This is a genomic window from Mucilaginibacter sp. (genome assembly GCF_028287845.1).
Taxonomy (GTDB): Bacteria; Bacteroidota; Bacteroidia; order Sphingobacteriales; family Sphingobacteriaceae; genus Mucilaginibacter.
In genome coordinates this window covers 12,797-32,809 of sequence record NZ_JAQBOW010000142.1, presented here as the reverse complement: position 1 = coordinate 32,809, position 20,013 = coordinate 12,797, and the positions used below count along the sequence as shown (strand labels likewise).

Genomic DNA, 20,013 nt, shown 5'->3' with positions numbered 1-20,013 from the left:
TGCGGCTACAAATTTATTTGTTTTGCTTTTTTTTGCAAGGACCAATATAAACTTAGTCACTTTTACCGACATTTATACTTCCATCGCCTTTAAAGGTGCCTGAATTATAACCTATGAATAAATTAAGTTTAAGCCCATTGACGGGGGTGCTATTCCTGCTTGTATTAAACATTAGCGCAACCGGCAAACCTAAAGGCAAGATAGTAGTTTATCCGGCACCCGCTGGCGAGGTTTTAGACCAACGCTATAAAATATCGGTCGAAGGAAAGAACGTCGCGGTTTACACCGCTAAAATAGCTGCCAATGGTACGCCAGATCAGTTTAAAGGAATAGCTGATATAAAAAATTCTCATAAATATTTTGACACCGCTGCCTTTGCATATTTTGATATGCAGGGTTCGGCAACAGTAACCGTTACTGTTCCTGAAGAGGTTACTTCGGTTAAAATACTACCCACATCTTTTGGAATTAATGCTACTATACATGGGCATTCTATTACGTTCGTGGTTTCATCGCCTAAAAACCTTACCATAGAGATAAATGGCGAATGGATAAAATCGCTGCACCTGTTTGTTAACCCCATTGAAACCAATGCGCCCAAAGCTAATGACCCCAACGTAGTATATTTTGGCCCGGGCATACATACCATAAGCCACCTGGAAGTTGGCGATAATAAAACTATTTATGTAGCAGGCGGTGCAATAGTGCGGGCGGTGATAGATTCAAGCGAGAAATACAGTGTTAATAAAGGCGACGGCATGCGCAATTATTCACCATCTCTATCTTTACGCGGACGGAATATAACCATCCGCGGGCGTGGTATTATTGATGCCGGCGCATGTCCTACTCATGCCCGTAACTTATTATTTATACGCGGGCAAAATATAAATGTAGAAGGTATTATCCTGCGGGATGCCAGTACGTGGAACGTTCCTATCCGTCAATCAGACAGTGTGACGGTTGATAATCTAAAGATATTTGGCTATCGTGCCAATACAGATGGTATTGACATTTGTAACAGCCGCTACGTAACCGTAAAAAACTGTTTCCTGCGTACCATGGATGACCTGATAGTAGTTAAGGCGGATAAGGGCCAGGGCGACGCTAAACATATACTGGCTACCAATTGCGTATTATGGAACCAGCTTGCCCACGCCCTTAGCATAGGCGCCGAGGTTAGTGATAATGTTGATGATGTGCTTTTTACCAACTGTGATGTAATACATGATAAGGGCCGCGAATGGTCTATGCGTATTTATCAATGCGATGGCGGCACGATAAGCAATGTGCATTTTGAAGATATCCGTATTGAAGAAGCACATAGGTTTATTTCTGTATGGATAGGCCACGCTGTATGGACAAGGCCCGGCGACAGCTTTGGCAAAGTACAAGGTATTAGTTTTAAAAACATAACCGTGCTTGGCGCTCCGCTTACTGTAGATATGGTTGGTGCCGATGCCGATCATGCCATAAAGAATATAAGCTTTAAAAATGTAGTAATGAACGGGCAAGCCCTTACAACCGCGCAGATAAAAGCCAACGCTTTTGTAAGCAGTGTAGCGGTAGAGTAGTTACCCTTCTATTGGGTTTTGTTACACGAAATGGTGAAACAAAATGTAACAAGTGAAACAAGATTTTGACTTAAACTATTGAAATACAATGATTTACTAAAAAGTGATGTAACAAAATGTAACAACTTATTCGTCAGTATTTCTATGGGCGAATATTATTTAACATCATGGTAATCAAATTATTGCAAAATGAGTGATTTTTAGGTAGTGAAACAAGATGAAACAACATCGCTGACGATATAGTACACCACGTTTCTCCAATAACGGGGTTATATATAAAAAAAAGGCGGCCCGATTCGAAATTCATGGTCGCCTTTTTTATGATTTTATGGGGGGATGTCTACCTGGTCAACCCCTCCAAATACTTCATGCTTACCGGCATTTGCGCGTCAATAAATTCCGGCTTGCTTTCGTCTTCAATGTAGTAGTATTTGATCTTGGTTTTTCGTGCAGCTTTTAATACAGCTTCCATATCTATCTGCCCTTCGCCTACAGCAACAAATGTTGCCGGACCACCACGCTCTAAACCTTTTTTCACGTTTTTAACGTGCATCAATTTAAAACGATCAGGGTATTTTTGCAACAAAGCAACCGGATCCTGGCCCGGCCAGTAAACCCACATTACATCCATCTCGAACGATACGTATTTAGGGTCGGTATTTTTTATCAGGTAATCAAAAAGCAGTCCGTCGCCTAAATCACCGGCCGGTTTAAACTCAGGGCCATGGTTATGATAGCAAAAGGTTAAACCGTTTTCGGCCAATGTTTTACCAAATTTATTAAAGTCTATCGCGGCTTGTTTAACCACATCAGCATGCAGATCCTTAAAATCGCCGGGGTGAGGGATAGAGCCAATGCGTACAAACTCGGCACCCAGAGCTTTAGCCTGAGCAATAACTTTATCCATGTGCTTGTCCAGGTCGCCATAGCCTACACCTATGCTGGTACAACGCATGCCACGCGCATCCAATAAGGCTCGTAACTCTTCGGGCGTTTTTTTAAACAGGCCCGAAAACTCCATATTGGTAATGCCTAATGATTTAATTTTATCTAAGGTGCCCGGTACATCTTTAGCAAGATCATCGCGGTAAGTATAAGAAACTACTCCCGGTATATCTTTTAATAGCTTTTTTTGGCCGAATGCTATTGGCGCCAAAAAGCTGCTTAGAACAAAGCAAAAAATAATTCTTCTCATAATTGGTTTATATTATAGTAGGTTAAATTTACAGATCAATTGGTTTTTAACGAGGGGTCAAGCTCATCCATAGTGAATGATTTCTCCCTTTTACTGTATTTATTACGGATGTTTGATACATCGTCGACAATGACCCTGCTGCCATTGTTGTTCCACGCGTGACGAACGTAATTTAATATCTGCACAATATCGTCGTTGCTAAAGTCTTTGTTATCGGCAAAGCCCGGCATTTCGCCACCTATCTCTGGTGCTTTATATAAGTGCCCCTTTACCATAACCGGGCCCGATAATCCTTTTAAAACTATGGATATCAATACCTCTTTATTGCCATTTATTATTTCCGATCCGTTAAGCGGCGGGGCAAGTGATGGTATACCATTGCCATCTTCGCCATGGCAGGTTTTACAAACCGTGTTAAAAATGGCCGCGCCTTTAGGATACAGCCTGGCCAGTACTTTAGGGTCGCTGTTACGTTTGGCTTCGTTCATGGCGGTAATAACCCGTAATATGCGTTTGTTTACGGCCACGGTGGTATCAGGCACTATGGCTTCAACCCGTTTCTGGAAGGCCTCTTCCCTGTTTTGCAGGTTGCTTACAATGGCATCGGCAACAAACAGGTTTTTAGGGTATTTTTTGGCAAGGCTCAATAAAATGTCATCAGCCGCTGCTTTATCAAAAGGTTGTATGCCATTGGTTGCAAACGCTATATATGGTGCGGCAATGGTGTCATTTTTAGCTACATTTTGCTCAAACACATTGGCAAATTGTTTATAGTTGTTTTTATTAATAACCGATGGAGAAACCGTTATGGCCTGCATACGGATATTCCATGCAGGTGATTGCAGCAAGGCCAAAACCTCGTCGGTTTTTATCTGGCCCATACCCTCTAATGTCCATAAGGCATGGGTAACTAAAAATACATTGGTAGATTTTATAGCCGCCCGCAAAGCTGGTATAGCTGCTGCAGGTTTACTGTCAACCAATATTTGTTGTGCCTGGTCGCGCACGTAACCGTTGGGGTTGCCCAACAGCGCCACCAGTTTAACAGGATCTTCGGGGAAAGTTACGCTAACCAGTTTTTTACCGGCCGGGTAAACTTTATACAAGCGGCCGCATGATAGTGGTTTGGTCAGATCACGTTTCTTAATTTCCTGTTTTAAGTACGGGCTCAAATAAGTTCTGTGCTGAATGATACCACGGTACATATCTACAATATACAACGCCCCATCCGGTCCATCATACAAACTTACCGGGCGAAAGCGCTCATCAACACTGGCTAAAAACTCGCGGCCATGGTATGCCTCGCGGCCCTTTACCACGTTGCCGTTCTCGCCTAATATATCGCGCTTAATTAAGTTGGCCGATGGTTCGGCAACAAAAGCATTAAACTCGTAATTAGGGCCAAACAATCCGCCGCGATAGATCATCGGTCCGCAAGCGGCTGTAAAGTTGGTCAGCCTTAAGCTATCATCCAATACCCCCTTCATATAACCGCGGTTAACACCCGTTGTGGGTCTTATCGGGAAAGTGCGGTTGTCAGCAACAGTACGCTCGCTATAGCCCGCTACATTACGTTGATTTTTATTATTCAACCCTAATCCCGGCGGGAAGTAATCGCCAACCAGGTTGGTAGAGTTATCGTTGGCATACATACGGCCAACATTATCCTGGGTAATGCCCCATTGTCCCTTTTCGTGCGCTTTTTCTGTCAGCCATTTATCGCCCATTTTGCGATATCGCTTTGGCGAGTTGGCATTGTATATCCAGTTATCCAACCCACGATATAACCCGTTTGATGAATGCTCTACGTTACCGCCATCGGTATATTTGCTATCTATTAATGTCTTTTTAACCGGCTTGTCGTTTTCTAATTTATAGTACCATAGGTAGGGCGGCTCGGCTACCAATATGCCATCTTCAACCAAACAAAAAGCGCGGGGCATAACCAGCGAGTCTATAATTACCTTACGGTCATCCATCACCCCATCACCATTTTTATCAGACAGCATAACCACTTTAGCGCTCGGCACATTTTCGCCATTGCCTAAGGTATCAGGCATATAATCTTCCATCTCTATCACCCAAATTCGGCCTTTCTTATCAAACATCATAGCTACCGGCGAACTGATCAACGGCTCAGCAGCTATCATTTTTATAGCCATACCCGGCTCTAACTTCATTTTGCTGATGGACTGATCAGCCGGTACAACAGGCGATGAATTGGGATCTGCCGGCGGCGGATTATACATCACGATTAGTTTATGGGTTGTACATTGGTACAAAACCCCCGCGGCCAGTATTAATAAAACTATATAAATATACTTTTTCATGTGTATTGACTTAATGACTTTAATAATGGTTATAAGTTAAAAGGCTTCATGGTTGATGTAAGCCGGTGAATGATGAACAAGGCAATAACGTAAGCCATTGCGCACATAACAAATATAACATTGTAACCGGCGCCAATGTTGCCCATGTCCTTATAATGATCTAACAATATACCAACCAACAACGGAAACAGCGCAGATACCAACGATCCGGTCATACCGCCAATCCCAACTACAGAGCTTACGGCTTTTTTTGGTACAACGTCTGATACGATAGTAAATATGTTGGAGCTCCATGCCTGGTGTGCGGCCATTGCCAAACCAATAATTGCAACGGCAACCCAAATATCAGTTGCATACCTTACCAATAATATCGGCAGTACGCAAATGGCTGCTATTAGTAACGTGGTTTTGCGCGCCTTTAATACCAACCAACCCCTTTTTATTAATGCCGACGATAAATAACCGCCGCCTATACTACCAATGGTGGTAGCCGCATAAATAGCCACCAGCTCTAAACTTGGTTTTTTAAGGTCGAGGTGATATACAGATGAAAAATAAGAGGGTAGCCAAAATAAAAAGAACCACCATACCGGGTCGGTTAATGCTTTGGCAGATATGAAAACCCAGCTTTGCTTTACACTTATTAATTTACTCCATTTTACGGGCTTTTCATTTTCACCGTCGCCAGGTTCGTTATCGCTATGTATATAGTCAAGCTCGGCTTTGCTTAGTTTTTTGTGGCGCGACGGTATCTCATAAAATAACCACCACAATATCAGCCAAACAAAACCAATAGCACCGGTAATTAAAAATGCCGGACGCCAGCCATAAACACCCAATATCCACGGCACAAGTATGGGTGCTACTACCGCGCCAATACTGGTGCCTGAGTTAAATATGCCCGTTGCCAATGCCCGTTCCTTTTTGGGGAACCACTCGGCTGTGGCTTTTACTGCTGCAGGGAAATTACCCCCTTCGCCCAATCCCAATAACGATCTAACTACACCAAATCCCAAAGTTGTATTAACAACAGCATGCAACATGGCCGCAATACTCCAAACAACAATAGAAATGGTATAGCCAATTTTTGAGCCTATGCGGTCAATAAACCCGCCAAATATTACATAACCTAAAGCATAGCAGGTTGCAAATGCCGCTACTATATAGCCATAGTCAGCTTCTGTCCATTTAAATGCAGTCTCCAGCGTTGGTTTAAGCAAACCAATAATCTGCCTGTCAATATAATTAATAGTAGTAGCAAAGAAAAGAAGGGCACAAATAACCCAACGGTAATTTGTAATTACGGGTTTACTCATTTATAGCTGTTTACTAAAATACAATGTTAGGTTTTGGGCAATACTTGGTTTTAATCAGACAAATAAACCCGAATTTTTTAATAAAACCCTAAATATCTCCCATCAATCATCAAATATATTTACGCAATCGTTTTCATAACAATTCTTTTACCTTAAAAAGTTGATGAAAAGGTTGTTAATTATAATTGTTTGTTTGTAGCGAGCGCTTGTAAAAAACATTCTTGTTCAATAACTACAGGGCAAACGCATTAAAATAACTCAAAGCGTATCGCCTATATAAGGAGGCTCCGATGGAGCCAAAATAGGGTTTGTCTGGTCCTTCTATAAACAGGGAGCTCCTCCGGAGCCAATGTTTGCTGAGATAGCGATGGTTTTTTTAAGGTCGCAATGAAATGAAACGGACATTTGACTCCAGAGGAGTCACCTGTTTATAGAAAAAGCTATAAATTTAGAAAGGCTCCATAGGAGCTCCTAATGATGTGTATTACTATTTTAATGCGTTTGCCTTGGTAATAGCGTTGAATTACGATCTAAACCATTTAAATTGGCCAAATAAATCTTGCATTGGATTATGCTGCATAAAAAGGCCTCCATGAGCAGGGTTATATGTTTAAAAGAATTATTAAATATCGAATGGCCGGGTGAAGCAAAATAATATAACTATAATGAAACCATCAGAAACTATACTAAAACTATTAAATAACCGGGTAGTACGATCGTACACCGGCGGTAAGCTTATTGAACAGTGGCAAGGCCTGAATAGCCCTGCCGATAATGATAAACCCGAGGAATGGCTGGCATCAGTAGTAGAAGCACGCAATAAAAACTATATACCTGGTGAGGGTTTAAGTACTGTCTTAATGCCCGATGGTAAAACTGAAAAACTTATTGATCTGATAAAAACCGACAGTGAAGGTTTTTTGGGCGAAGAACATGTGGCTAAATATGGCGCACATACCGCGGTGCTGACAAAGGTACTGGACGCCGCGGTTAGGTTATCTATTCAGGTGCATCCTACAAAAGCATATGCCAGAGAATATTTTAAATCAGACTATGGCAAAACCGAGGCCTGGTATATTATGGGTGGCAGAGAGGTAAATGGCGAGCCGCCATATGTGCTGGTTGGGTTTAAACCCGATGTAACTAAAGCACAATGGAAGCAGTATTTTGAGGAACAGGATATTGACGGCATGATTAACGCGCTACATAAATTTTATGTACAGCCGGGTGATGTGTTTTTAATTGAAGGTGGCTTACCCCACGCTATTGGCAGCGGCTGTTTCTTGATAGAGATACAGGAGCCTACCGATTATACCATGCGGGTTGAGCGTAAAACGTTTGATGGCAGCACATTACCAGATATGTTATGCCACCAGGGCGTAGGTTTTGATGCCATGCTGGATTGTTTTACTTATGAAGGGCTGTCAAAAGATGAAACATTAAAGAAATTTGGTAAACACCCGGAACCTGTTGTTTTAGAAGACGGCACTACGGTAATTAATTTAATAACCGATGCTGATACGGCCTGTTTCCAAATGGATAAGTTGGTAATCCCCGACACGTACCAATTGGATGATGACTCATTTAAAACACTTATTATTTTGGCTGGCGAGGGCTGGTTTGTGCACAACGGCGAAACCATAGAGGTTAAACAAGGCGACACTTATTTTTTGCCTGCTGATGTGGGTGAGGTACATATTGAAAACAGTAGTGCTGAGGATTTAGAAATTATTGCCTGTTATCCGCCCAATTAAACCGATAGAATACCCTGGAAATGAATAGATCATCATTGCGTTGAACTGGGCGACCAAAGCGGTCATAAGTCACTTTTTATATTTTACCCGGTCTAAATATATTTTAATCTTAGGCCCCGCAATTTTACGAGGAGGCTAAATATTTCTCTATTCATAAGCTCTAATGACGGGCGCTTGGTATACTTAAGCTCAACGGTGGTAATTACTCTACTTAACTCATTAAGCATAGAAGTATCCAACGGCAAATTGTTATCTAATTGTACAGCATCGTTAACTCCAGAGGTTTTGCTCAAAAAGTAATTGCTATGATTTAACTGTATACCATATATCAATTTATTATTTAATTCTTTAGTAATATGATTGACAGTAAAAAGATACGTTTGGCTGTTAATTTTTGCCCGTATCATGTTGGTAGTTCCTAAGGTAACCTGGGGGAATTTCATATACTTTTTTTTTACGTTCAAAAGCAACAAGGTTATTATCATACAGGCAATTAGCATGCCAGCAAAACAACTATAGGTTTTAAGTCCTTAGCCGTACCGGCATATTTAAATGGGGATGATTATTGTAGTTGGCTTAAAACCAACAGGTTGCCAATCTCACAGGCGGTACGCACCAGGTTATTGCGCGTGCTTTTTAATGCGGTAGCTAAATCTGTAGGGGTAATATTGATTGAGCGCAGTATATGAAAGTGTTGGCTTAATGCTTCACTATGTACTGTGGGCACTTTTCCGGCTAAACCAATTACCTTCAAACCCCTCTCCCGGGCCATGGCAGCCACTGCAGCCGGGGCTTTTCCCTGCAATGTTTGTTCGTCAATACTACCCTCGCCGGTAATTACGATGTCGGCATTTTGCAAAGCAGCTTCAAAACTGGTAAGTTCTAAAAACCGGGTTGCGCCGCTTACTAATTTGGCATTTAAAAATGTGTATAGTCCGGCTGCTGCCCCTCCGGCAGTGCCGCTGTGCTTAATATTGGTCGCATCTACACCCGTTTGCTCAAAAGCTATGGCTGCTATGTTTTTAAGCATAGTATCAAGCTTTACCACATCAGCGGTTGTCGCGCCTTTTTGCGGGCCAAATACCGCGGCTGCCCCATCGGCACCTAATAGCGCATTATCAACATCACATAAAATGGTTATATCGCAGGCAAAAACACGTTTATCTAAAGGGCCAACATCAACCATGGCCACGTCAACGAGCTGAGCTGGGACAGGGGACAGCTCACTGCCATCCTTATCATAAAACAGCATACCCAGCGCGCTTAATATACCAGCTCCCCCATCCACTGTTGCCGAGCCGCCCATGCCAATTATAATTTTATTTACCCCTTTATCTAATGCCTGTTTAATAAGCTCGCCCGTTCCGGCGGTATTGGCTAACATCGGGTTTAACTCGTCAGGCTTTAAAAGGCGCATGCCTGATGCATCGGCCATTTCTATTATTGCAGTGCGGCCGTTATCAACCAACCCAAATGTTGCTGTTATTTCGCGGCCCAATGCATCATGCGCCGGGGCGGTAATTATTTGGCCATCCAGGTGTTTTATAATTAAACCGCCCGTGCCGTCGCCACCATCACCCACCGGAAAAAGTCGGCAGGTACAATTAAGATCGCTTTGCTGCAGTCCTTGTGCTATTGCCTCTGCAACACCTTGCGCATCAAGACTATTTTTAAAAGCGTTTGGAGCGATCAATATATTCATACCAGCTAAATTAATTTGTAATACGGCTATTTTACAGCCCCGAATAATAATCATACCCCCGCTCTGCCCAATAATCTGGCGGGCGGGTATTGCTAAAGGTTATGGTGCCTATGCGTTTAAGGTTTTTGATGCCGTATTTAACGGGGATAATAAGCCTTAGCGGGGCCCCGTGCTCCAATGGTAATGGGTTAGCATTAACCTCGTAAGCCAATATGGTTTGGGGATGCATGGCGCTGGGCATGTCAATACCCACGTAGTAACCTTTATCCGGCGTTTCCATGCCAACATATTCCAGTTTGGCCTGGTCGTCTAAGTTATAGTGGGTTATAAAATCGCTGAATTTTACGCCGCCCCAATACTGTATCTGGTCCCAGCCCTCTACGCATTTAAAATCAAAAATTATTTCTGTTTTAGGCAATGCTTTTAGGTCATCTAACGACACCTGCAGCATTTCGCCGTTCTGCTTTATAACCTGCAGTTTCCAGGCTGTTATATCCAACTTCTTTTCGGCCTCGATACCAATATCACTATTAACCCGCACCTTTTTTGCCGCCATTGATTTTGGATAGGTTTTAACCAAATTGTTATTGCTGAAAACCTTGCGGAAAGCCAGCTCGGTTTTGTTAAGCGCGCGTCGCAGGGGTTTATGCGCGCCGCCGGTAATGGTTATTGTTTCTATCGGCGAATTATACAGCCATTTCCAGGCAAGGACTCCGCCCAGGGCAGCCGTGCCAAAAACACCAAACGAAATAAAGTTTCGCCGGCTGATCTTTTGATCTATGGTCGATTTTTTAATCTTTTTCGTTTTCATCAGCAACTTTAATTTTTGGCTTTGGTTGGTCATTAACCACCTCGAACCCTGAAATAACAGAGCTAAAATTACGCCATCCTGCCAGGATAACCTGTACCACATGGATTACAAAAAACAATACGTAACCAATGGTTAGCACAAAATGCAATATCCGTGCTAGATGATAACCACCGCATAACCACGTTAAATAATAAAATTGCACCGGCTTATAAATAGCCAACCCGGTAATTACAGAACCAATACCCATAACGATAATGGCCGTATAAGCAATGCGCTGCGCGGCATTATATTTTTTTTGCGGGGGCGCCATTTTACGGATATGCAGGTCATGCAATAAAACCAGCCATGCTTCTTTAAATGAATGTTTGTTGGGCACCAATTCGCGCCACTCGCCCGAAATAAGGGTGTATAGTATATAAAATATCCCATTCAGCACAAAGAACCACATGAACAGGAAATGAAACGCCATCCCTTCTGAGAGACGGTGCACCAAATGAAATTTTTTATAGAACCAATCCGGAAAAAAATGAAAATAAGTGTGCCCAAACAGGGTGATCTTATATTCATCATTGGCCCAATAGATCAGCATTCCGCTCCATATCATAATGGTGAGTATCGGGAAGTTAACCCAATGCGTCCATCGCATGGCTAAAGAGTGTTTTTCTTTAATGGTTTTCATTTGATTAGTGAATTTAGCAATAATATATAAAAGCTGAATCATTGGAGTGATTTAAATAAAAGTATTGCACTTTAAATTTCTACCTTCTTTGCCGCTCATTTCCCGCATGGCCGCCCTTGACTGTGCAAAAACTTTTTTATATAACAATTGTTCCACAGCATATTACTAAGAACCTCCGTTATGAAAAAGTTGATTTTTATCACCGCCCTGCTTTTAAGCAGCTTTAGCCCCAAATTTGCTGATGCGCAGATCAGTGTCCGTGTCAATATCGGCAGCCAGCCGGATTGGGGGCCTGTTGGTTATGATTATGCCGATTATTATTATATACCTGATATAGATACTTATTATTCTGTACCGACACATCAATACATCTACTATCAAAATAACAGCTGGGTGCGGACCACTAATCTGCCGGCAAGGTATCGGGATTATGACCTCTATAATGGGTATAAGGTGGTGATCAATGACCATGATCCATGGCTAAGAAATAACAGCTACCGAACCAGATATGCCAATTACCGGGGGCGTAGCGGTCAGGTCATCATCAGGGACAGCAAGGATGAAAAATACAACAAGCACTGGAATAAACAGATGGAAAAAGATGATAAGAAACAGTACAAAGAACAAGAGAAAGAATTTAAGCATGCAGACAAGCAATGGAAAGAGCATAAACATGATCGATAAGAAAGTTGCAGACTGACATAGACAATAAGACCGGGTAAAACTAAATTACTGTCGTCCTTCCAATTAATTAGCAATGTTATAATCACACGGCGGTTATCGCTATTGCGGGCGTCTTAGCCCAAACCATTTCTATAACCAACTTCGTAAATTTTCCGGGTAAGGATTTTTTACCTGGCGGTGTCATTTCCGGCGGGTTATTAGTGATAGCTTTGTTTATTAACAAAATGCAGCGAAGCTTATGGCTAAAACAATATCAAAATCCGATCTTTCTTTTAAACAACGGCTCGCGGCTTTAAAGAACCTGCCTGAACTATTCAGGCTTGTGTGGCAAAGCAGCCCGCGGAAAACAACGCTAAGTTTCCTGCTGCGTATCGCCCGCTCGGCTATGCCCGTAACTTTGCTGTATGTGGGCAAGCTTATCATAGACCAGGTGGTGCTGCTCAACCGGCACGGCGGAAGCCAGCACGAATTGTGGCAACTGGTGCTGATAGAGTTTGGGCTGGCAGTGCTAACCGATGGTCTGAACAGGATGATCAACCTGACGGACAGCCTGCTCGGCGATTTGTTTTCTAATTATACCTCCATGCGCATCATGCGCCATGCGGCCATGCTAGACCTGGACCAATTCGAAGATTCGGTTTTCTATGATAAACTGGAAAGGGCCCGGCAGCAAACTGTTGGTCGCAGCGTCTTGTTATCACAGGTTATGAGCCAGGTACAGGACCTGATCTCGATGGCTTTTCTCCTGACTGGGTTATTGGCTTTTAACCCATGGCTAATTGTATTGTTGCTGATTGCTATTATTCCTTCGTTTTTAGGGGAATCTTATTTCAACAGTCAAAACTATGCGCTTACACGTAGCCAGACACCAGAACGGCGGGAACTGGATTATTTGCGTTACTTGGGTGCCAGCGATGAAACGGCTAAAGAAGTAAAAATATTTGGTCTTGCTGATTTTATCACCAACCGCTTTAAGACCCTTTCCGATCAATTTTATGCTGATAATAGCAAACTGGCGGTCAGGCGCTCGGGCTGGGGATTGTTCTTTTCTGTTTTAGGCAGCATCGGCTACTACGTGGCTTACGCATTTATTATTTATCAGACGGTAACCGGGAAAGCTACTGTAGGTACCCTAACCTTTTTGGCGGGGTCTTTCCGCCAGCTAAGCACCCTGATGGAAAATATGCTGAACCGCTTTACCACCGTGTCACAGGGTGCCATTTATCTGAATGATTTTTTAGAATTCTTTGAGATCAAACCAAAGATAAGCGTAGCGGCTAAACCCCTGCCATTTCCAAACCCGGTTAAACAAGGTTTTACTTTTGAGGATGTTGGCTTCAGGTATCACCATTCCGAGAATTGGGCCAACCGGCATTTGAACTTTACTTTACATCCCGGCGAAAAATTGGCATTGGTTGGTGAGAACGGCGCTGGTAAAACTACGCTGGTAAAGTTACTGGCCCGGCTTTACGATCCGACTGAAGGACGTATATTATTGGATGGAACAGACCTTAGGGAATACGCTATCGAGGATCTCCGTTTAAATTTAGGTATTATTTTCCAGGACTACCTGCGTTATCAAATGACCTTTTCCCAAAATATTGCGGTTGGTAATATCGGCGAAGTAGACAATAAAGTTTTGATCCAAAAGGCGGCACGGGAAAGCCTGGCAGATGCGCTGGCGGAAAAACTACCTAACCGCTACGAGCAATGGCTGGGCAGGCGGTTTAACAATGGTGTAGAGCTATCCGGGGGCGAATGGCAAAAAGTAGCGCTGGCCCGGGCGTATATGAAAGATGCACAGGTGCTGATCCTGGATGAGCCTACGGCTGCGCTGGACGCACGGGCGGAATACGAAGTGTTTCAGCGGTTTGCTGAGCTAACCAAAGGAAAATCAGCAGTGTTAATCTCGCACCGCTTCTCTACCGCCAGGCTGGCCGACCGGATCATCGTTTTAGATAAAGGCACCATACTGGAGGCCGGGACCCATCAGGAACTGCTGGCTGAAAACGGCCGCTATGCTGAACTCTTTAATTTGCAGGCAATGGGCTATAAATAATCGCCTTGTTTGATTAGTTCAAATTAACGGCATATAAATAACCATCAGCACTTCCAAAATATATAACGTCATTACTTACCACGGGCGAAGACACAATCGGGCCCAGGGTATAAAGCTTATTCATCACTGTTACACTCGTAGCATACAAAGAGTTATCCATTCCCTTTGCAAGGAAATTAAAATCAACATCACCCTTCGGGTTAAGCACATTAGCGGCATTTTTGGTTCGGCCAGCCGTAGAGACTTTACTGGCTAGCTTGCCCGTCGTGAGATCAACCGCGAATAAACTACCCGAAAAATCTCCAAAGTAAGCCGTATTTCCCGCAATAGAAGGTGATGAATAAATATATCCGTTGGTCTTAAAACGTAATTTTTCCTTCCCGGTTTTAGCGTCAAATGCCAGGAAAAGGAAAGTGTCCGAAGTTCCGATATAAACAGATCCATCTTTAATGGCGGCTGTTGTTAGTATCCAGGAGTTATCGGCACCATATTTCCAGACTTGTTTTCCATTATCAGCATTTAAAGCGTAAAAGAACCCATCGCGCGAACCAAAATAAACCATGCCATCAGCACATGTTGGAGATGACTGAATACCTTCCAATAGATGATAAACAGGCTGATTGCCGGTCTCAAATTTCCATTCTAACTTACCCGTGCGCGCATCCAAAGCATACAGAAAGGTATCCCAACTGCCGATATAAACTTTGCCCCGGTATAATGCCGGGCTTGCGCGAATGATGCCATTGGTTTTAAATACCCACTTCTTTTCACCCGTATTAGCGTTTAAGGCATACAGGTTGCCATCGCTACTCCCAAAATAAACGGTAAGATCGTTATCATTTAGATCAAGCACGGGCGATGAAAGAAAAAAATCAAACTGATCTTCCATATATTGATCCTTTGGGCCCATCGTCCATAAGCCTTTTGCACCTACTTTGCGTTCCCCGCCGGTTTTAAATTTCCAAACTAATTTACCTGTAGCCGCATTCAATGAATAATAATAGCCATCATAACTGCCAAAGTACACTATGTTTTTGTACACTACCGGCGATGAATGCACTGCGCCTCCCGTAGTAAATTTCCACATAAGCTTACCTGTTTGCACATTAACGGCATACAGGTTATAGTCTTCGCTGCCTATATAGGCTATGCCGTTACAGATGGCCGGTGAAGAAAACACCTTTCCCCGGGTTTTAAACTTCCATTTGATATCTCCCAATCCGGCATGCTTATTTAAAGAAAAAGCATCTGTGCGTATCCCGGAGGTTTGGAATACCCCACAAGCAACGTCTGAATGATTTTGAGCATTGGTAACATTCATCCATAAAAATGCAATAGCAAAAAGATATTTAAACATAGTCTTGATTATTGGTTATGAATTAAGAGACACCGAATGTACTAATAATAGACATAGCTATTAAAGCTGGAAGATTTCTTTAATTTTGAATGCGGTTATCGCTAAACAAACACATTTTTAACGTATTGTGCAAATATCTTGCGACTTTGCTTACTTTATATAATAACATTACACATTCATGTTAACCAAACTCGAACTTTACAAGAAAGTTATTCCGCTTGCTCATTTGGGCGTATGGGAAAGGAACATAGAAAAAAACGAAGGTTACTGGAACTCTGTTGTGCGGGAAATTTTTGAAGTCGGTCCTGATTATTATGCGGATCTGGAAAAGACCATCGGATTTTATTCAGATGCAGCAGCTCTCAGAAAGCTAATTGATAACGCTATAAAAACAGGCCAGCCAGAAAACGGAGACTTTCAAATAACTACCACACGCGGCAATATTAAATGGATAAAAGTTTACATCAAGGCCGGTTTTGAGGATGGCAAATGCACAGTTATCTACGGAACCATTGAGGATATAACTGCACAAATAAACCTGATTAACAGCCTGGCCGAGCAGCAAGAACAGTTTCACCATGCATTCGACTACGCGCCTATCGGCATGGCGCTTGTTTCTACCCGAGGCGACTGGATCAAGGTAAACAACATGCTGTGCCAAATGCTGGGCCGGAAAGAACAACAATTGTTAAAAGAGACCTTTCAGAACATAACCCATCCGGATGACCTTGACAAAGACCTACAGCAGATGCACCAACTACTGGCCGGCCAAATCACCAACTACCAAATGGACAAACGGTATCTTGATGAAAGCGGCCATATTATATGGGCATCTTTACATGTCACTTTGGTTCGCGACCAGCAGGGCCAGCCGTTGTATTTCGTTTCCCAGATCCAGGACATAACAGAAAGAAAAAAACATTTGGATAGGCTGCAGGCGGATATAGAAGAACGCAAGCTCCTGGAACGCGAGCGCAGGCAGGCGCTGGAGATTATTAACGCTCAAAACGAGCGCTTGATGAACTTTGCTCACATTGTTTCTCATAACCTGCGGTCGCACGCCGGCAACATTCAGATGCTGACAGACATGATCCTGAAGGAAGAGGATGTGGACGAAAAAAACGAACTGATCGGTATGCTGGGAATAAACGCGGTCAACTTACTACAAACGCTGTTGCATTTAAACGAAGTGGTTGATGTGAATGCTGCGGGAGCAGAAAACCTCAAGCGACTAAATCTGGTCAAGGAGATTCGTAAAATCGGGACGGTATTGTCCGGGTCGCTGAAACAGGCGAGTGCCGAACTTTCTGTTAAGGTAGCATCAGACATTGAGATAGAATACGACCCGGCATACCTTGAAAGCATTTTGCTCAACTTACTGAGCAATGGCATCAAATACCGCAACCCCAAAAGACCGCTTAAAATCTTCATCCGGGCCTATACAAACGATGGACGGCTTATTCTTGAGATCGAGGATAATGGTTTAGGTATAGATCTTGACCTTTATGGCCAGAAAATTTTCGGCATGTATAAAACATTTCATGGCAATAAAGATGCCCATGGCATTGGACTATTTCTGGTCAAAAACCAGGTAGAAGCGATGGGAGGAAACATTACAGTGGAAAGCAGTCTTGGAGAAGGGACCATTTTTAGAGTCGAGTTTAAAAAAACTGCCCACTAAAACTTAAGGTGTTTCCTTGTCAAACTCCGTGTCAATACCAATAATTCTGATTGAATTTACTAATCATCCAATCCTTTTCCATTGAGAATTTGCTGCATATATTTTTCAACCCTTGCCTCCCGGGTTTTGGATTGTTTGGGTGCAGAAAAATAAAAAATGTATGCTCTTTGCCGTCCCGGTGTTAATGCCTCAAATGCTATTTTTAGGGCAGGGATATGATCTAATTTGTTTTTAAACTCTGCAGGTATGGCAAATTCCGAAGTCTTTTTAAGCTCCACTTTCAAACCGGCTTTTTCAACTTCAATGGCTTCAAAAATACAGGCTTTCAGTATGGGTTCCTGCTCAACTATTTCCATAATATTGGTGAACCGTATCTGGCGCGCTGCCTGCACATTCTCGGTTTGTTGTATCAGCAGACCATGATTGTTATGTAGCAATGCGCCTTTAAAAAACAGCAACGCGCAATACTCTTTAAAAACGTGTATTAATACAATGTTATTTTTTTGAACCGTGTAGCAAGGGCAGCCCCACTTCAATTCCTCGGTTAGTCCGCAGTCAAGAACTATCATTCTCAACCGCGCTATTTCTTCCAGCCACTTTTGGGCTTTATTGAAATAAAAATCAACTTTCGGATTCATGCTTTTCGTTGTATTAATATTAGCTGTTTGGACAAAATTCAGATCTTTAGCGAGCCGCGGAAACCCCTTGCAGCGTAGTAAGATTCTGCTCCGTTGTGGTAAACAAATACCGTATCATAACGACGATCGCAAAAAATGGCCCCGCCAAGTTTCCTGATATCTGCAGGTGTTTTCACCCAGCTCGATGTTTTCAGATCGAACTTGCCAAGTTGCTGCAATTCCCGGTATTGCTCTTCCGATAAAAGCTCAATGCCCATGGCAGTGGCCACGTCAACAGCGTTATTTTCCGGCTTAAATTCTTTTCTTGCCTCATGCGCTTCACGGTCATAACAAAGACTTCTGCGGCCTTTAGGGCTTTCTGCCGAACAATCATAAAAAATGTATTCGCCCGTTTGTTTATCATAACCAACAACATCCGGTTCACCGCCGGTTGTTTCCATTTCATTGAGCGACCATAGTTTTTCAATATCAGCTTCCAATTTTGCTTGTACTTTAGTCCATTCAAGACCTTTATGGCGGTTCATATTTTTTTCAAAACGGGCTTTTAACAGGCTGAGTAGTTCTTCACCTTGTTGTGGCGACAGCTCCTTTTTCATGTTATTCATTTATAAATTAACGGAAATTATTTTTCTATAATCAGGTCTGAAATACCATGACAAAATAACAAAAACAGTTTGCATAAATGGCACAATAATTCCTTATCCCGGCGAAGCCTTATAACACAAATTCTATCGTGGTTCTGTACAGGGCCATTTCCGGTCTATTGTCCAATTTATAGATATCCTTATAGGTTACAAATTTGCTATCATATACTTCACAAGCGTTTATGGATACTCTGAAACGGTTCAGGCGTTCTCAAAACGCTGGAAGTACGAGCGTTCAAGGGTTTCCCGGTGGTCGGGGTGGGCCAGCTCGATCAACGCCAGCGCACGCTGCTTTAAATTTTTACCGAACAGGTTTACGGTCCCGTTTTCTGTCACCACCCAATGTACATGCCCGCGTGTAGTAACTACGCCCGCGCCTTCCTTCAGGAATGGCACGATCCGGCTAACGCCTTTATTAGTCTGCGATGGCAGCGCTATAATGGGCAGCCCACCTTCTGACAGGGAAGCGCCACGGATAAAATCCATCTGGCCGCCGATACCCGAATACTGGTAAGTGCCGATGGAGTCTGAACATACCTGACCGGTGAGATCAATCTCGATGGCGCTGTTAATGGCGGTCACTTTTGGGTTTTGGCGGATGATGCTTGTATCGTTCACATAACTGATATCCATCACCCGTACAGCGGGATTGTCATTCACAAAATCATATAATTTCCGGGTGCCGGTTATAAACGACGTAACGGAACGGCCGATATTTAATTTCTTCTGGCTGTTGTTAATGATGCCCCGTTCTATCAGCGGGATAATGCCGTCTGAGAACATCTCGGTATGCAGCCCAAGGTTTTGATGGGTGGTCAGATTTTTCAAAACCTGGTCAGGGATAGCACCGATGCCCAATTGCAAAGTCGCCCCGTTTTCTACCATGGAGGCAACATGGTAACCGATCTTTTCGATCACCGCATTAGTTTGAAAATCATAGTTAACCTCGGGCAATTCGCTGTTATGCCACACCATCGCGTTGATTTTGCTGATGTGAACAAATCCTTCCCCGTGTGTCCGCGGCATTAAAGGGTTAACCTGCGCGATGACATATTTTGCGGTATCAACAGCGGCCCTCGCAATATCCACTGAAGTACCCAGCGAACAATAGCCATGCACATCCGGCGGAGAAACCTGGATCAGGGCGACATCGATCGGCAGTATGTTTTTTCGGAACAACTGGGGTATCTGGCTGAGGAAGATCGGCACATAATCACCGTCTTCACTGTTAACTACGTTCCGGGTAGCTGCGGAAACAAATAAGGAATTGAAAAAAAAAGATTTTCGATGCTCCGGCTTGTCAAAATTAACATTGCCGAGCGTGGTGATGCTAACCAGCTCCACATTATAAAGTTCCTGGTGCCTTGCCTGCAGCGCCTCGATAAGGCATACCGGGGTGGCGGCGCTTCCGTGAATAAATACCCGGTTTCCGGGTTGTACAATTTTCAGCGCTTCGGATGCTGAAAGATATTTTATTTCAATCATAATACGTTGTAAATGTTCCCGGTAAAAATAGACACGAGCCCAATGCCATGCCATGATCCTGAACAGGTAAAAAAATGATTGTTATCATAAGGTAATAACTGCTTGGT

General features: G+C 43.1%; 16 protein-coding genes. 5 read left to right on the top strand and 11 right to left on the bottom strand.

Going from position 1 to position 20,013, the window contains the following annotated elements:
- Window positions 1–113 precede the first annotated feature (113 nt).
- Complete coding sequence (locus JWP71_RS14145; RefSeq protein ID WP_299501179.1) at window positions 114–1,571, top strand: glycosyl hydrolase family 28 protein; 1,458 nt, start codon at window positions 114–116, stop codon at window positions 1,569–1,571.
- Between the two features lie 340 nt (window positions 1,572–1,911).
- Here the strand turns inward: JWP71_RS14145 and JWP71_RS14140 are convergent, their stop codons facing one another.
- From JWP71_RS14140 to JWP71_RS14130, 3 genes are read right to left on the bottom strand one after another with little or no spacing between them, the layout of a single operon-like run.
- Entirely contained in the window at window positions 1,912–2,766 is an 855-nt protein-coding gene (locus tag JWP71_RS14140; protein ID WP_299501177.1) for a sugar phosphate isomerase/epimerase, read from the bottom strand.
- Between the two features lie 35 nt (window positions 2,767–2,801).
- Complete coding sequence (locus tag JWP71_RS14135; RefSeq protein WP_299501175.1) at window positions 2,802–5,096, bottom strand: c-type cytochrome; 2,295 nt, start codon at window positions 5,094–5,096, stop codon at window positions 2,802–2,804.
- A gap of 29 nt (window positions 5,097–5,125) precedes the next feature.
- A complete protein-coding gene (locus JWP71_RS14130; protein ID WP_299501173.1) occupies window positions 5,126–6,412 on the bottom strand; it encodes an MFS transporter in 1,287 nt (428 codons plus the stop codon).
- Between the two features lie 665 nt (window positions 6,413–7,077).
- Between JWP71_RS14130 and JWP71_RS14125 the strand changes: the two genes are divergently transcribed.
- Window positions 7,078–8,166: a type I phosphomannose isomerase catalytic subunit gene (locus JWP71_RS14125; RefSeq protein WP_299501170.1), complete on the top strand. Its 1,089-nt coding sequence runs from the start codon at window positions 7,078–7,080 to the stop codon at window positions 8,164–8,166.
- A 92-nt stretch (window positions 8,167–8,258) separates the two neighbouring features.
- On the opposite strand, the gene JWP71_RS14120 is transcribed toward JWP71_RS14125, so the two are convergent.
- The 4 genes from JWP71_RS14120 to JWP71_RS14105 all read right to left on the bottom strand — a co-directional run bounded on the left by JWP71_RS14120 (window position 8,259) and on the right by JWP71_RS14105 (window position 11,400).
- The gene (locus JWP71_RS14120) at window positions 8,259–8,609 is read right to left on the bottom strand and encodes a hypothetical protein (protein ID WP_299501167.1); all 351 of its coding nucleotides are present in this window, start codon (window positions 8,607–8,609) and stop codon (window positions 8,259–8,261) included.
- Between the two features lie 119 nt (window positions 8,610–8,728).
- Window positions 8,729–9,868 carry a glycerate kinase gene (locus tag JWP71_RS14115; RefSeq protein WP_299501165.1) on the bottom strand — a complete coding sequence of 380 codons (1,140 nt, stop codon included), beginning with the start codon at window positions 9,866–9,868 and terminating at the stop codon, window positions 8,729–8,731.
- Between the two features lie 31 nt (window positions 9,869–9,899).
- Window positions 9,900–10,679, bottom strand: coding sequence for a molybdopterin-dependent oxidoreductase (locus JWP71_RS14110; RefSeq protein WP_299501162.1), 780 nt, complete (start codon window positions 10,677–10,679; stop codon window positions 9,900–9,902).
- Window positions 10,660–11,400 carry a cytochrome b/b6 domain-containing protein gene (locus JWP71_RS14105; RefSeq protein WP_299501159.1) on the bottom strand — a complete coding sequence of 247 codons (741 nt, stop codon included), beginning with the start codon at window positions 11,398–11,400 and terminating at the stop codon, window positions 10,660–10,662. Before JWP71_RS14105 ends, JWP71_RS14110 begins: the two co-directional genes overlap by 20 nt.
- 138 nt (window positions 11,401–11,538) lie before the next feature.
- Between JWP71_RS14105 and JWP71_RS14100 the strand changes: the two genes are divergently transcribed.
- Together JWP71_RS14100 and JWP71_RS14095 are read left to right on the top strand one after the other, a co-directional pair.
- Window positions 11,539–12,042, top strand: a complete 504-nt coding sequence (locus JWP71_RS14100; protein WP_299501157.1) for a hypothetical protein — start codon at window positions 11,539–11,541, stop codon at window positions 12,040–12,042.
- 238 nt (window positions 12,043–12,280) lie between these two features.
- The gene (locus JWP71_RS14095) at window positions 12,281–14,101 is read left to right on the top strand and encodes an ABC transporter ATP-binding protein (protein ID WP_299501154.1); all 1,821 of its coding nucleotides are present in this window, start codon (window positions 12,281–12,283) and stop codon (window positions 14,099–14,101) included.
- A 13-nt stretch (window positions 14,102–14,114) separates the two neighbouring features.
- On the opposite strand, the gene JWP71_RS14090 is transcribed toward JWP71_RS14095, so the two are convergent.
- The gene (locus JWP71_RS14090; RefSeq protein ID WP_299501152.1) at window positions 14,115–15,458 is read right to left on the bottom strand and encodes a PQQ-binding-like beta-propeller repeat protein; all 1,344 of its coding nucleotides are present in this window, start codon (window positions 15,456–15,458) and stop codon (window positions 14,115–14,117) included.
- Between the two features lie 178 nt (window positions 15,459–15,636).
- Between JWP71_RS14090 and JWP71_RS14085 the strand changes: the two genes are divergently transcribed.
- A complete protein-coding gene (locus JWP71_RS14085) occupies window positions 15,637–17,139 on the top strand; it encodes a PAS domain S-box protein (RefSeq protein ID WP_299501150.1) in 1,503 nt (500 codons plus the stop codon).
- Window positions 17,140–17,198: 59 nt separating this feature from the next.
- On the opposite strand, the gene JWP71_RS14080 is transcribed toward JWP71_RS14085, so the two are convergent.
- The 3 genes from JWP71_RS14080 to JWP71_RS14070 form a co-directional block, all read right to left on the bottom strand.
- Window positions 17,199–17,777, bottom strand: coding sequence for a YdeI family protein (locus tag JWP71_RS14080; protein WP_299501148.1), 579 nt, complete (start codon window positions 17,775–17,777; stop codon window positions 17,199–17,201).
- Between the two features lie 38 nt (window positions 17,778–17,815).
- Window positions 17,816–18,382, bottom strand: a complete 567-nt coding sequence (locus JWP71_RS14075; RefSeq protein ID WP_299501145.1) for a DUF4256 domain-containing protein — start codon at window positions 18,380–18,382, stop codon at window positions 17,816–17,818.
- Window positions 18,383–18,622: 240 nt separating this feature from the next.
- Window positions 18,623–19,960: an acetyl-CoA hydrolase/transferase C-terminal domain-containing protein gene (locus tag JWP71_RS14070; protein WP_299501142.1), complete on the bottom strand. Its 1,338-nt coding sequence runs from the start codon at window positions 19,958–19,960 to the stop codon at window positions 18,623–18,625.
- Window positions 19,961–20,013 lie beyond the last annotated feature (53 nt).